Here is a 12,524-nt window from a genome sequence, read left to right as displayed (position 1 = left end):
AGCCGGGGGTGCCCGGTCCGTCGACCGGGCGCCCCCGCCGTCGGTACGGCTCAGCCTCGGCCGCAGTCCCCGCAGGCGCCCCGGCGGCGCAGGTGGTACGCGTACGTGGCCGCGCCGAGGGCGACGCCCCAGAACGGCCACAGCAGCATCGGCGCGGTGGCCAGGCTGACCTCGCCGAAGTCCCAGAAGTCGGGGCTGGCGAGCAGCCCGAGCGTCGCCGCGGTGACCGCCACCGCGACGAGGGTGGCCGGGACCACGGCCAGCCGTACCGGCACCGGCCGCCCGGCCAGGCCGACCATCCAGCGCGGGAACCGCTCGCCCCAGCGCTGCACCAGGCCCAGCGTGAGGACCGCGCCCACCAGCGCGAACCCGCCCAGCCCGGCACCCGCCCACACCAGCCCGCTCGCCCGCATCCCGTCGAGGAACGACTGCTCGATGCCGAGCGGGATGCCGGCCGCCCAGGCGAGCCGGGTGACGGCGTACAGGGCCGGGATGGTGGCCGCGACCCAGGCCGCCCAGCGCCCCCAGCGGGTGGCCGAGGCGGGCGAGGTCCAGCCGTGGTCGGCGCCGTCGCGCCCGCACCCCGGGCAGGCGCCGGCGGTGCGCCGCTGCCAGCCCAGCACGGCCCCGGCGAGCAGCACCCCGCCGACGACGGCCGCGAACCGGGCGAACAGCGCCCAGGTGAAGACGTCGGCGTAGTCCACCGGCGGCCAGCCGAACGGCGCACCGATGACCAGGATCGGGGCGTACCCGAGGATGGTCAGCACGCCCACGTCCGGCACGACGACGGCCAGCAGGAACGCGACCGTCCAGGCGTACGCCGACAGCAGCGCGCGCAGCGGCCGGCCCGGACGCTGTGGGCCGGTCATGGCGAGCGCGGCGACGGCGGCGCCGAGCAGCAGCGCGGCGAACAGCGGTGGCCCGACGGTGGTCGGGACCAGCCGCAGCAGGTTCATGTCCCCACCGGGGTCGTTCGCGCCGAACGGGTAGCCGGCGCCGGTGGCGGTGGAGACGAGGGCGAGCACGCCCCACAGGCCGAGCCAGGCGGCGGCGAGCGGGGCGAGCCGGGCCGACCGGTGCGCGGCCGGCCGGCGGGTGGGCGGAAGGGTCGTCGTCATGCCTTCAAGCCTCGGCCGGCGGGCCCCGCGTTCCCTCCCGTGGGGCGGTGAACCCACTCCCCCTGCGGAGGGAACCACCTGCTTGACCCGGAAGGGCCGTTCAGCCCGACGGGGTGACGAACCCCGACTCGTACGCCGCGATCACCGCCTGGGTGCGGTCGCGCACGCCGAGCTTGGCCAGCACGTTGCCGACGTGGGTCTTCACCGTCTCCACGCCCACCACGAGGTGCGCGGCGATCTCGGGGTTGGACAGGCCGGTGGTCATCAGCCGCAGCACCTCGGCCTCCCGGTCGGTGAGCCGGGCGGCCTCCAGCCGGTCGGCGCCCCGCCCCCCGTACGCCCCGGCGAGGCGGCGGATGGCGGCGGGGAACAGCAGGGACTCGCCCCGCGCGACCACCCGGACCGCCTCCACCACCTCCGCCGGCCGGGCCCGCTTGAGCAGGAACCCGCTGGCCCCGGCGCGGAGCGCGTCGTAGACGTACTCGTCGTTGGCGAACGTGGTCACCACCAGCACCCGGGGCGGGTCGGCGGAGGTGGCGAGCAGCCGCCGGGTGGCCTGGATGCCGTCGATGCCGGGCATCCGCACGTCCATCAGCACCACCTGGGGGCGCAGCCGGGCGACCAGCGGCGGCACCTCCGCGCCGTCGGTGGCCTCGCCGAGCACCCGCAGGTCGGGCTGGGCGTCGAGGATGGCTCGCAGCCCCACCCGGATCAGCTCGTCGTCGTCGACGATCAGCACGCCGGTGGTGGTCGTCGCGGTGTCGGTCATCGGGTCCCCTCGAACGGCAGCCGTACCCGGATCCGCCAGCGGTCGCCGTCGGGCCCGACGGTCAGCCGGCCGCCGAGCAGCAGCACCCGCTCCCGCATCCCGTCCAGGCCCCGGCCGCCCCGGCCCGGGTCGGCACGGCGCCGGCGGCCCACCGCGTTGTCCAGCTCCAGCTCCAGCGCGTCGGCGTGCACGCCCAGGCGCAGCGTGACCGGCCCCCGACCGTACCGGGCGGCGTTGGTCAACCCTTCCTGGACTATCCGGTAGCCCTCCCGGGAGACGGCCGCGGGCAGGTCGGCGAGTTCGCCGGCGCACCGCGCGTCGACGGGCAGGCCGGCGGCGCGGGTGTCGGCCACCAGCCGGTCCAGGTCGGCGAGCGTACGCTGCGGGGCGGGCGCGGCCCGCCCGCCCGCGGGCTCGCGCAGCAGCCCGAGCACGTGGTCCAGGTCGTCCATGGCGGTGCGCCCGGCCTCCTCGATCGCGGTCAGCGCGCGCCGGGCGAACTCCGGGTCCCGGTCGAGCAGTTCGCGGGCCGCCCCCGCCTGGAGGGTGGCGACGGTCAGCGCGTGCCCCACCGAGTCGTGCAGCTCCCGGGCCAGCCGGTTGCGTTCGGCGAGCCGGGCGGCCCGGGCCTCCAGGGCGGCGATCCGTTCCGCCTGGGCCGGGCCGAGCAGCACCGGGGCCATCGACACGGCCAGCGCGCCCAGCCCGGCGACGGCGTAACCGAGCGCCACCAGCACCACGATGCCCGTGAGGGTCAGCCAGCCGGTGTCCCGCCCGTCGAACGGCCCGAACCGTTCTGCGCCGGTCATCCCGGTGTCGAGGCCGAACTGCTGGCCGATGAAGGCCAGCGCCATCGGCACCGCGCTGAACAGGGCGGCCACCACCAGCCCGCCGCTGACCAGGTGCAGCCCGATCCAGAGCGCCGAACGCAGCCGGGTCTCGCGGTCGGCGGCGTGCCCGGGCGCCGGGTCGGGCAGGTCGACGCCGAGCAGGGCCCGCGCGGCCGCGATCTCCAGCGCCCGGGGGCCGTCGAGGAAGACCGGGACCGCCGCGATGGTCGCCGCGACGACGAGCAGCCCCAGCACCAGCGGCCGGGGCACGTCGGGCTGCGTCAGCATCTGCGCGAACACCACCGCCAGCAGCACGTACGGCAGCACGAGCACCCCGCCGAGCAGCAGGAACACTCCGCGCCGCCAGGTGCTGCCGGCCACCAGCGGGGCGAGGACGGTGCGGGGTTTCACCCGCCCATTCTGTCCCGGGGCCACCCCGCGCCGACTCCCCCACGTCGGGGAGATCGGCGGCCCGGCCGCCGGTCGGACGAGCGGCGCGTCAGCGGTGCTCGTCGACGTAGCGCTGCGGGTCCTTGTCGGTGAAGGGCAGGTCGCGGCCGTTCCTGTGCTCGCCGTAGAAGGTCAACCAGCGGCGGCCCAGCTCGGCGCGCAGCTCGGCGCTCGCGTGCCGACGGAAGTCGGGCAGCGCCTCGTCCTCCTCCTCGGCGAGGTGCTCGCTGTTCTCCCGGCGGGCGGTACGCACCGCCGCCCACCACTGGTCGGAGCCCACCGGGTGCAGCTTGGACTCAGCCACCGCGTCGCGGATCTTGTTGTGGTCGCCGATGGCGTCGACGGTTTCGGCCTCGCCGTCGTCGCCGTGTCGCACCAGATGCGGGTAGAGGATCGCCTCCTCCGCCTCGGCGTGGATGTCGAGGTGCAGGGCGAGCGCGTCCCAGATCGCCAGCAGCTCGTGCTCGTCGCGGGCGTCGTCGAGGCGGGCGAAGCCCCGCCGGAAGGCGGCGTGGTCGTCGAGGATCAGCGCGGTGATGTCGTCCATCGGGCTCACTTTCCGGTTCGGCGCAGCAGGCGGGGCATCGCCCGGGACCCGAACTGCCAGGTGCCGAGGCCGATCGTGGACAGGGGCTCCGGGGTGTCGAGCTGGACGAAGCGCACGGCACCGAACCTACCCGGACAAGAGGGACGGTACGCCCGTTCTGGCTCGCGCAAGGAGCGGCAGCGCCCGGTGCCGGCCCGGCGCCGCTCGCCGCACCTCCGGCACAATGGGCGGGTGCGATTCCTCATCCGGCCCGCCCGGCCCGACGAGGCGACCGAGCTGACCGAGCTGGCGCTGCGCTCCAAGGGCCACTGGGGATACGACACCGAGTTCCTGGCCCGCTGCCGTACGGAGCTGACACTGACGCCGGCGGACGTGACTGCCCGACACGTGGCGGTGGCCGAGCGGGACGGCCGGGTGGTGGGGCTGGTGGTGCTCGCCAGCGCGCCGCCCGAACTGGAGCTGGACATGCTCTTCGTGGACCCGCCGGCGATCGGCACCGGCGCCGGCCGGGTGCTGTTCGACCACGCCGTGGCCGCCTCCCGCGCCGCTGGCGCCCGTACGCTGTGGATCGAGGCGGACCCGGGCGCCGAGGCCTTCTACCGGCACGTCGGCGCGGTACCCGCCGGCACCTGCGTCTCCCCCTCCACCGGCCGCACCCTGCCCCGCCTCCGCTACGACCTCTGACGCCGCCTGGCGGTCCTGCGTCACGCCGAGGAGTTTGCACCTCCGCGTCGGATCGGGCGGGAGGCTAGGGTCGGGGCGTGACGTACCTGGCAGCGGACGACCGTTACGAGACGATGGCCTATCGGCGCAGCGGGCGCAGCGGGCTGCGGCTGCCCGCGATCTCGCTCGGGCTGTGGCACAACTTCGGCCCGGACCGCCCGTACGACCGGCAGCGGGACATCGTCCGCCGCGCCTTCGACCTCGGCGTGACCCACTTCGACCTGGCCAACAACTACGGCCCGCCGCCGGGCGCCGCCGAGGAGAACTTCGGCCGGATGCTCGCCACGGACCTCAGGGCGTACCGGGACGAGCTGGTGATCTCCAGCAAGGCCGGCCACCTGATGTGGCCGGGCCCGTACGGCGAATGGGGTTCCCGCAAGTACCTGGTCTCCTCGTTGGACCAGTCGCTGCGCCGCCTCGGGCTGGACTACGTCGACATCTTCTACTCGCACCGCTTCGACCCGGACACCCCGCTGGAGGAGACGATGGGCGCGCTCGACGCCGTCGTCCGCTCCGGCAAGGCGCTCTACGTCGGCATCTCCAACTACGACTCGGAGCAGACCGAGCGGGCCGCCACGATCCTGCGCGAGCTGGGCACGCCGCTGCTGATCAACCAGCCGTCCTACTCCATGCTCAACCGCTGGACGGAGGAGGACGGCCTGCTCGACACGCTGGAGCGGGTCGGCGCGGGCTGCATCGCCTACAGCCCGCTCGCCCAGGGCCTGCTCACCGACCGCTACCTCGGCGGGATCCCCGCGGACTCCCGGGTGCGCACCAGCGTCTTCCTCAGCGAGAGCGACCTCGGCGAGGAGAAGATGGCCACCATCCGGGCGCTCGGCGCGATCGCCGAGCGGCGCGGCCAGTCCCTGGCGCAGCTCGCGCTCGCCTGGGCGCTGCGCGATCCGCGGATGACGAGCCTGATCATCGGGGCAAGCAGCGTGCCGCAGTTGGAGGCGAACATCGAGGCGCTCGACAACCTCGACTTCACCGCCGAGGAGCTGACCGAGATCGAGCGCCACCTCGGCTGAGCCGCACCGGTTCCCGGGAGGTCCGGAAATGGCGTCGACGTGATTGCCGGACGGGCCGGTGGAATCGCACCACCGGCCCGTCCGCGCACTCGGCAGTTCGTCTACTGCGGGTGCGAGACGTCCCCGCAGGTGACGATTCCACCGATGGCCGGGTTGGCCCGAGCGTGGTACCAGACGGTGCCGGACGAGTCCGCCATCGAGCCGCCCCAGAGAACACAGCCGCCCAGGCCCACGTACGTCTTGGCCGGGCCGGCGTAGTAGAACTTCAGCCCCTCGTCCTGAACCGGCGACGCGTAGTCCGTGTCGGCGTAGACCCCGGTGCGGGTCGCCACCCCGGCGTACGCCGACTTGAGCGTCACCACGCACGCGTAGCCGGTCAGGTTGTTGCGCAGCAGGTGGACCGTACCCAGCAGTTCGCCGGTGTCCTTGCGGATCGGGTCCTGGTCGATCCGCGTGTAGCCGACGCCGCACACCGCCTCCGGCGTGTACGGGTTGACCGCCGCCTGCGCCGGGGCGCCCACCACCCCGACCACGGCCGCAGCCGCCGTCACCGCGACCGCCATTCTCCGCATCATTCGGAACACCCGTTCTCCCCCTTCACCGAGCGATCTGGTTGCCGGGACAGAATGGCAATTCCGGCACGCGACGATGTATGTCCGGACCAGACACCACAACGGCATCGATGTGTGAACGAGGGCCACCCCGACCATTTCACCTGCGGCGGCATGGCACTTTCATTGACGCTCTTTGATTATGACCAATCACACGATCAACTCTGCGGCTCGCACAGTGGCACGGGTGCCAGGACGCGGGACCGAGTCGGTCGCCACGGCCTGGACCGCGTCGGCCTCATGCTGGCTTCCGGCCGACCTCCGTGGCCATCCGAGGGGGAGGCGGTGGTTGCATGGGTCGCCGCGTCCTGCAGGACACGGGCGGGTTTGCCGCCCTGGTCACGCGAGCAACTGGCAAGGTAGAACATTTAGTTCTACACTCTTGCCCATGGAACGCATCGGTGTCCGGGAGCTGAACCAGAACACGAGCCAGGTGCTGGCTCGGGTGAGCGGCGGCGAGACCGTCGAGATCACCGACCGCGGACATCCGATCGCCCGACTTGTTCCGGTAGGCGACGACAGGTCGACGCTGGCCAAGCTGGTAGCTGCGGGGCGAGCCATCGCCCCGACCGGCGGCGGTCCTGTTCCGCTTCCGCCGAAGCTCGGTGACGAGGATGTGGACGCGGCCGCCACGCTCGCCGGAATGCGAGACGAGGAACGCTGGTGATCTACCTCGATTCCGCCGCCGTCGTCAAGCTGGTTCGGCAGGAGGCATGCAGTGCTGACCTTGTCTCCTGGCTCAACACCCACGAAGATGTGCCGCTGGTCTCCTCCGCTCTGGTCGAGGTAGAAGTGCCCAGAGCGTTGCGCAGATCAGCCCCGCAAGCCTTGATCGGAGTACCGGCGGCCGTCGGACGGCTCTTCCGGCTGGAGATCGACAGTACGATCCGCGCAACCGCAGCCGCATTCGCTGAGCCGACGCTACGCAGCCTCGACGCCATCCACCTCGCCACCGCCCAGGTTCTGACCAACGAGTCCGGAACGGCACTCATCGCCTTCGTCACCTACGACCGGCGACTGCTCGAATGCGCCAAGGCCGCAGGATTGCCCGTAGCAAGTCCTGGCCAGAACTGACCCGCGACTCCCGAAGACACATGACCCGTGACCGCGATCACGCCATTGCCACCGCACTGGACGCCTTGATCGAGGAGGCGCAGAGCAAGATCGATCGGCGCGTGATCTGGCACGGTTCTGGTAGGTAGCGGCCCGAGAGCAGGCGAAACGACAAACGCCCTGGTGGGGGATTATGTCCCTCACCAGGGCGTTTCGCAAGGGTGGAGCCGAGGGGACTCGAACCCCTGACCCCCACACTGCCAGTGTGGTGCGCTACCAGCTGCGCCACGGCCCCTTGCCTCGTCCCGGTCGCCCGGGCACGAGAGAACTATACACACGACCCGCCGCATGGTCATCTCGCGGGGTCCCCACCCGCCGGTGGCTCAGTTGAGCGCCACGTCCGGCGGGAAGTGGGCGACCGCCGCCATCATGCCGCCCTGCCGCCGCAGCACCATCGGCCACAGGTCGTCGGGCCGGTCCACGAAGGCGTCGCCGGGAAGCGCGTCCAGCACGAACCAGGAGCCGTCCTCGATCTCCTGCTCCAACTGGCCCGAGCCCCAGCCGGAGTAGCCGGCGAAGACCCGGATGCCGCTGATGCCCTCCCGCAGCCGCTCCGGGTCGACCGACAGGTCGAGCGTGCCGACCGCGCCGGAGATCTGGTGGAAGCCCTTGAGCCGCTGCACCGGATGGCGCATCCGGGCCAGGCAGATCGCCGAGTCGGGCTGCACGGGCCCGCCCTCGAAGAGCACCGCCGGATCGCGGGCCAGGTCGCACCAGTCGCCCAGCACGTCGGCGACCGGCACCTCGGTCGCCCGGTTGAGCACCACGCCGAGGGCGCCGCCGGGCTCGTGCGCGACCAGCAGCACGACGGTACGGTCGAAGTTCGGGTCCTTCAGCGCCGGCGTCGCGACCAGCAGCCGCCCGGCCATCGACCCCGTAGCCCGCCCGCCGATCGCCTGCCCCTCTCCCTGCATGCCGGACCCCCGTCAGACCGACCGCACCAGGACGCCCGGGGGCACCGGTGCCGTCCGCGCCGTCAACGCCATGCCTGGCACCATAGCCTGCCCCCGGGGCGGTGGTTAAGGTCTGACGGTCGGGTGATCGACAGACCTGAGGGAGGACCGATGGGCGTCACGGCGGAACTCGCGGTGATCGGGGGCTCTGGGCTCTACGCGCTGCTCGACGGCGCGACCGAGCACAAGGTGGACACGCCGTACGGGCCGCCGTCCGACGCCGTCACCATCGCCGACGTGGGCGGCCGGCGGGTGGCCTTCCTGCCCCGCCACGGCCGGGACCACCGCCACCCGCCGCACCTGATCCCGTACCGGGCCAACCTCTGGGCGCTGCGTTCCCTCGGCGTACGTCAGGTGCTCGCCCCGTGCGCGGTGGGCGGGCTGCGGCCGGAACTGGGGCCGGGCACGTTCGTGGTGCCGGACCAGCTCATCGACCGCACCAGCGGGCGCGCGCAGACCTACTACGACGAGAGCGCGGTGCACGTCTCGTTCGCCGACCCGTACTGCCCGGCCGGCCGTCGCACGCTGCTCGCCTCGGCGGCGCGGCGGGACGTCCCGGCGGTGGACGGCGGCACGGTGGTGGTGGTCGAGGGCCCCCGCTTCTCCACCCGCGCCGAGTCGCGCTGGTTCGCCTCGATGGGCGGCGCGGTGGTCAACATGACCGGGCACCCGGAGGCGGTCCTCGCCCGCGAGCTGGCCCTTTGCTACTCCTCGATCGCCCTGGTCACCGACCACGACGCGGGCGTGGCGGGTGGCGGCGCGGTGACCCAGGAGGAGGTGTTCCGGGTCTTCGGCGAGAACACCGACCGGCTGCGGGGCCTCCTGCTGGACGCGGTCGCCGCGCTGCCCGTCGAACGGGACTGCGACTGCGGGCGGGCGCTGGACGGCATCACCCTTCCCATCACGCTCCCCTGACGGGCGGGGGAGGCGGCGAAAAGCCCGAGATGCCCGGGGAGCCCCGATAGATTGGGGGGCGATGGCAACGGTCCGCGACACCACGTACGACCTGCTCCGTGCCCTCGGCCTGACCACCGTCTTCGGCAACCCGGGCTCCACCGAGGAACCGTTCCTGCGGGACTTCCCGGACGACTTCCACTACGTACTCGCCCTGCACGAGGCGTCGGCGGTCGGCATGGCGGACGGCTACGCGCAGGCCACCGGCCGGCCGGCGCACGTCAACCTGCACACCGCGCCCGGCACGGGCAACGGCATGGGAAACCTCGTCACGGCGTGGCACAACCGGACCCCGCTGATCGTCACCGCCGGCCAGCAGACCCGGGAGATGCTGCTGCTCGAGCCCCGGCTGACCAGCAGGCGGGCCACCGAGCTGCCCCAGCCGTACGTGAAGTGGAGCCACGAGCCGGTCCGCGCGCAGGACGTCCCGGCGGCGCTGATGCGGGCGTACGCGACCGCGGTCCAGCCGCCCGCCGGGCCGGTCTTCCTCTCCCTGCCCCTCGACGACTGGGCGCAGCCCGCCGACCCGCCCCCGCCGGTGCGGACGGTGGCCACCCGGTTCGCGCCCGACCCGCAGCGGCTGCGGGAGTTCGCCGCCGTGCTGGCCGGCAGCCGCGCGCCCGCGCTGGTGCTCGGCGCGGCCGTGGACCGGGCCGGCGGGTGGCCGGCCGCGGTGGCGCTGGCGGAGCGGCTCGCCGCGCCCGTCTGGTCGGCCCCCGCGCCGGAGCGGGCCGCGTTCCCGGAGGACCACCCGCACTTCCGCGGGGTGCTGCCCTTCGCGACGGGGCCGCTGGCGGAGGCGCTGGACGGGCGCGACACCGTGCTGGTCGTCGGCGCGCCGGTGTTCCGCTACTACCCGCACGTGCCGGGCGACCACCTGCCCGACGGCGCCCGCCTGCTGCACGTCACCGACGACCCCGAGGAGGCGGCCCGCGCCCCGGTGGGCGACAGCCTGCTCGGTGACGCGGGGCTGGCCCTGGCCGCCCTGGTCGACCTGTTGCCGGCGGCCGACCGGCCGGCGCCGCCGCCGCGCCCCGACCCGCCACCGCCGCCGGACGGGCTGCCGCCGGCACCGGACGCGCTCTTCGCGGCGCTGGCCCGGCACTGGCCCGCCGACGGGATCCTGGTCCAGGAGTCGCCGTCCAACCTGCCGGCGCTGCGCCGCCGGTTGCGCAGCACCCGGCCCGGGTCCTACTTCACCATGGCCAGCGGCGGCCTCGGCTACGGCCTGCCGGCGGCCGTCGGCATCGCGCTGGCGCAGCGCGACACCGGACGGGGCCGGCCGGTGGTCGCGGTCATCGGGGACGGCTCGTTCCACTACTCGGTGCAGGCCCTCTGGACCGCCGCGCGGCTGCGGCTGCCGCTGGTCGTCGTCGTGCCGGTCAACCAGCAGTACGCCATCCTGAAGTCGTTCGCCGACTTCAAGGACACCCCCGGGGTGCCCGGGCTGGACCTGCCGGGGCTGGACATCACCGCCATCGCCCGCGGCTACGGCTGCACGGCCACCGTCGTGACACACCCGGACCAGCTCGGCGACGCCCTGGCCGCCGGCCTGCGGGCGGACGGCCCGACGGTGCTGCCGGTGCCGGTCAGCACCGAGGTGCCCCGGCTCCTGTGACCCGCCGCCCGGCAGCACGACCTGGGCCGTGAGTCGCCACCCCGTCAGCACCGGCCCGTCTCCCGCGGAGCCGGCGCCCCGTCAGCTCGTGGTGAGTCGCAGCGGCGCGCCGGTGAGCACGTCGAGCACCGGCCGGTCGCCGAGCGGCGCCTTCAGCGTGGCGGTGACCGGCTCGAGCTTCAGCATCATCGTGCACTGGCCGGTGGCGGTGGTGACGCCGCCGCCGACCACCACCACGTCGTCGCGCTCCTGCACCAGCGGGGTGATCCCGGTGTCGCAGCTGCCCACGCCGAGCCGCCAGGTCAGCGTGGCGCCGTCGACGGACCGCAGGTCCTGGGCGCCGACCACGCCCTGCGGGGCCGGGCTCGCCGGCGCGACCGGCTCGGGCAGGGCGGTGACGGCCGAAGGCGCCACGGCGACCCGGGCCACCGGCGCGGAGAGCTCCTCCACGGTGAACAGCCACGCCGGCACCTGCGCCTCGCCGCGGCTGGTGCGCACCGGCGCCGTGCCCAGCTTCACGGCGGTGACGGTCAGCGGGACGCAGGCGGTCCGCGGGGTGCTGCTGACCGGTCCGTCGGGGCCGGGCTCGATGGTGGGGCCACCGGGGCCGGGCCGGCCGGGGCCGTTCGGCCCGGCAGGGCCCTTCGGCCGGCCCCCGCACGGCGGCGGGTCGCCCTGGTCGAGCTGCCCGTAGGCGGTGGCCGCGCTGATCAGCGGCACGGTGAGCGTGCCGTCCGGGAACCGGATGGTGCCGTCGGCGGGCCGGTCGGCGGGCAGGTCGACCTGGTCGCGGTACCAGCCGCTCTGGAAGGCCGTCCTGGTCGCCTCGGTGAAGCCCGGATCGCCGAGCAGCACCGTCGGGTCCTGCACCGGCACGTAACCGGTCCTCCACGCCGGGGCCGGTCGCCACGCCTCGGCCACCTCGGTGGCCCGTTGGGTGAACGCGTCCCGGCGGGGATCGGAGTCGGCGGGAGCGACCGGTTCGGAGCCGGCCGGGGCGCACCCGGCGACGATCATCAACAGCGGCAGGCCCAGCAGGGCGGCGGTACGGCGCATGTCGGTTGGACGCCGGCTCGCCGCCGCCGGTTCCCGCCCTCAGGTCTCCCCGCCGAGATCCGTCTCGTACGCCTGCCAGATGAGGTCCGCGCCGCGCTGCCGGTGCCGGGCGAGGGCGCGCGCCAGGTGCCCAACCCGGCCGAGGAGGTCGTCAGCCGACGCCTCCGGCAGTTCCGCGGCCCGGTGCAGGGCGGCCAGTGCGGCGGCGATGGCGGCGTGCTCCCGCGCCAGCAGCCGCACCCCGTGCGCCAGCCGGGGCGCCTGGCCGAGCAGTTCGGCGTAGAGTCCGGCGGGCCCCTCGGTGACCCGGACGTGCTCCGCGAAGCCCTGCCGCACGGGCCCCAGCCGGAACAGGACCCGCTCCCGCCAGCGCGGCTCGGCCGGCGGGGCCGCCAGGGCCCGGGTGAGCGCGTGCAGGTCCCCGAGCAGGGTGGCGGGGGGCCGGCGCGCGGCGGGCGGCCGGAGCGCCCCGGGGACGGTGGACGGCTGCTGGATCGGACCGGTGACCATGGGCACCTCCCGCGTCGCGTCTGACCGTACAGCGATGGTGGACCCGGCGCGTTTGCCCTGTCCAGAGGGCGGTGGCACCTCATCCACCCCGTCGGCCGCAGCAGCCCCTCTCGCCCCACCGGCCCCACGTCGGGCCCCCATCCCCGCGTCCGGGCCCGGAGACGACGATGCGCCCCCGGGCGGGGGGCCGGGGCGGCAAGACGGGGGGGGGTGGGTGCGGGGAAAGGAACCCGGTGCTTAGCCC

Annotated in this window: 14 protein-coding genes and 1 tRNA gene; 6 read left to right on the top strand and 9 right to left on the bottom strand. The window is 74.4% G+C overall.

Going from position 1 to position 12,524, the window contains the following annotated elements; genetic code table 11:
* Positions 1–50: 50 nt before the first annotated feature.
* The 4 genes from AB0L34_RS03090 to AB0L34_RS03075 form a co-directional block, all read right to left on the bottom strand.
* Positions 51–1,118 (bottom strand): hypothetical protein, encoded by a 1,068-nt coding sequence (locus tag AB0L34_RS03090; protein ID WP_363701400.1) that lies wholly within the window; start codon positions 1,116–1,118, stop codon positions 51–53.
* Positions 1,119–1,218: 100 nt separating this feature from the next.
* Positions 1,219–1,887, bottom strand: coding sequence for a response regulator transcription factor (locus AB0L34_RS03085; protein ID WP_350703124.1), 669 nt, complete (start codon positions 1,885–1,887; stop codon positions 1,219–1,221).
* A complete protein-coding gene (locus AB0L34_RS03080) occupies positions 1,884–3,128 on the bottom strand; it encodes a histidine kinase (RefSeq protein WP_363701397.1) in 1,245 nt (414 codons plus the stop codon). Before AB0L34_RS03080 ends, AB0L34_RS03085 begins: the two co-directional genes overlap by 4 nt.
* An 88-nt stretch (positions 3,129–3,216) precedes the next feature.
* Positions 3,217–3,714, bottom strand: a complete 498-nt coding sequence (locus AB0L34_RS03075; RefSeq protein WP_363701395.1) for a hemerythrin domain-containing protein — start codon at positions 3,712–3,714, stop codon at positions 3,217–3,219.
* A gap of 231 nt (positions 3,715–3,945) precedes the next feature.
* Between AB0L34_RS03075 and AB0L34_RS03070 the strand changes: the two genes are divergently transcribed.
* Together AB0L34_RS03070 and mgrA are read left to right on the top strand one after the other, a co-directional pair.
* On the top strand, positions 3,946–4,398 hold the full coding sequence (locus tag AB0L34_RS03070; RefSeq protein ID WP_357455082.1) for a GNAT family N-acetyltransferase: 453 nt from the start codon (positions 3,946–3,948) through the stop codon (positions 4,396–4,398).
* Between the two features lie 77 nt (positions 4,399–4,475).
* A complete protein-coding gene (gene mgrA, locus AB0L34_RS03065) occupies positions 4,476–5,465 on the top strand; it encodes an L-glyceraldehyde 3-phosphate reductase (protein ID WP_363701393.1) in 990 nt (329 codons plus the stop codon).
* 101 nt (positions 5,466–5,566) lie between these two features.
* Here the strand turns inward: mgrA and AB0L34_RS03060 are convergent, their stop codons facing one another.
* On the bottom strand, positions 5,567–6,028 hold the full coding sequence (locus tag AB0L34_RS03060; RefSeq protein WP_357455088.1) for a hypothetical protein: 462 nt from the start codon (positions 6,026–6,028) through the stop codon (positions 5,567–5,569).
* A gap of 436 nt (positions 6,029–6,464) precedes the next feature.
* Here AB0L34_RS03060 and AB0L34_RS03055 point away from each other — a divergent pair, with 436 nt between their 5' ends.
* On the top strand, positions 6,465–6,743 hold the full coding sequence (locus AB0L34_RS03055; RefSeq protein ID WP_363701391.1) for a type II toxin-antitoxin system prevent-host-death family antitoxin: 279 nt from the start codon (positions 6,465–6,467) through the stop codon (positions 6,741–6,743).
* On the top strand, positions 6,740–7,150 hold the full coding sequence (locus AB0L34_RS03050) for a type II toxin-antitoxin system VapC family toxin (RefSeq protein ID WP_363701389.1): 411 nt from the start codon (positions 6,740–6,742) through the stop codon (positions 7,148–7,150). The genes AB0L34_RS03055 and AB0L34_RS03050 overlap by 4 nt, the downstream gene beginning before the upstream one ends.
* Positions 7,151–7,351: 201 nt before the next feature.
* On the opposite strand, the gene AB0L34_RS03045 is transcribed toward AB0L34_RS03050, so the two are convergent.
* A tRNA-Ala gene (locus tag AB0L34_RS03045) sits at positions 7,352–7,424 on the bottom strand.
* Between the two features lie 88 nt (positions 7,425–7,512).
* Complete coding sequence (locus AB0L34_RS03040; RefSeq protein ID WP_357455093.1) at positions 7,513–8,103, bottom strand: YqgE/AlgH family protein; 591 nt, start codon at positions 8,101–8,103, stop codon at positions 7,513–7,515.
* A 150-nt stretch (positions 8,104–8,253) separates the two neighbouring features.
* Between AB0L34_RS03040 and AB0L34_RS03035 the strand changes: the two genes are divergently transcribed.
* Both AB0L34_RS03035 and mdlC read left to right on the top strand, forming a co-directional pair.
* On the top strand, positions 8,254–9,057 hold the full coding sequence (locus tag AB0L34_RS03035) for an S-methyl-5'-thioadenosine phosphorylase (protein ID WP_357455096.1): 804 nt from the start codon (positions 8,254–8,256) through the stop codon (positions 9,055–9,057).
* Positions 9,058–9,118: 61 nt separating this feature from the next.
* Positions 9,119–10,714, top strand: coding sequence for a benzoylformate decarboxylase (mdlC, locus tag AB0L34_RS03030; RefSeq protein ID WP_363701387.1), 1,596 nt, complete (start codon positions 9,119–9,121; stop codon positions 10,712–10,714).
* 81 nt (positions 10,715–10,795) lie between these two features.
* On the opposite strand, the gene AB0L34_RS03025 is transcribed toward mdlC, so the two are convergent.
* Positions 10,796–11,770, bottom strand: coding sequence for a hypothetical protein (locus AB0L34_RS03025; RefSeq protein ID WP_363701385.1), 975 nt, complete (start codon positions 11,768–11,770; stop codon positions 10,796–10,798).
* A gap of 39 nt (positions 11,771–11,809) precedes the next feature.
* Positions 11,810–12,280 carry a hypothetical protein gene (locus tag AB0L34_RS03020; protein WP_363701383.1) on the bottom strand — a complete coding sequence of 157 codons (471 nt, stop codon included), beginning with the start codon at positions 12,278–12,280 and terminating at the stop codon, positions 11,810–11,812.
* Positions 12,281–12,524: the final 244 nt, after the last annotated feature.

This window comes from Micromonospora sp. NPDC052213 (assembly GCF_040679695.1).
Lineage (GTDB): Bacteria > Actinomycetota > Actinomycetes > Mycobacteriales > Micromonosporaceae > Micromonospora.
Note: the sequence above shows the minus strand (reverse complement) of the source record. Positions and strands in the feature narration are given on the sequence as shown.

Bases quoted from the DNA above. Each gene is read 5' to 3' on its own strand.
- AB0L34_RS03090 (WP_363701400.1), bottom strand. From the start codon at position 1,118: ATGACGACGACCCTTCCGCCCACCCGCCGGCCGGCCGCGCACCGGTCG.
- AB0L34_RS03085 (WP_350703124.1), bottom strand. From the start codon at position 1,887: ATGACCGACACCGCGACGACCACCACCGGCGTGCTGATCGTCGACGAC.
- AB0L34_RS03075 (WP_363701395.1), bottom strand. From the start codon at position 3,714: ATGGACGACATCACCGCGCTGATCCTCGACGACCACGCCGCCTTCCGG.
- AB0L34_RS03060 (WP_357455088.1), bottom strand. From the start codon at position 6,028: ATGGCGGTCGCGGTGACGGCGGCTGCGGCCGTGGTCGGGGTGGTGGGC.
- AB0L34_RS03055 (WP_363701391.1), top strand. From the start codon at position 6,465: ATGGAACGCATCGGTGTCCGGGAGCTGAACCAGAACACGAGCCAGGTG.
- AB0L34_RS03040 (WP_357455093.1), bottom strand. From the start codon at position 8,103: ATGCAGGGAGAGGGGCAGGCGATCGGCGGGCGGGCTACGGGGTCGATG.
- AB0L34_RS03035 (WP_357455096.1), top strand. From the start codon at position 8,254: ATGGGCGTCACGGCGGAACTCGCGGTGATCGGGGGCTCTGGGCTCTAC.
- mdlC (WP_363701387.1), top strand. From the start codon at position 9,119: ATGGCAACGGTCCGCGACACCACGTACGACCTGCTCCGTGCCCTCGGC.
- AB0L34_RS03025 (WP_363701385.1), bottom strand. From the start codon at position 11,770: ATGCGCCGTACCGCCGCCCTGCTGGGCCTGCCGCTGTTGATGATCGTC.
- AB0L34_RS03020 (WP_363701383.1), bottom strand. From the start codon at position 12,280: ATGGTCACCGGTCCGATCCAGCAGCCGTCCACCGTCCCCGGGGCGCTC.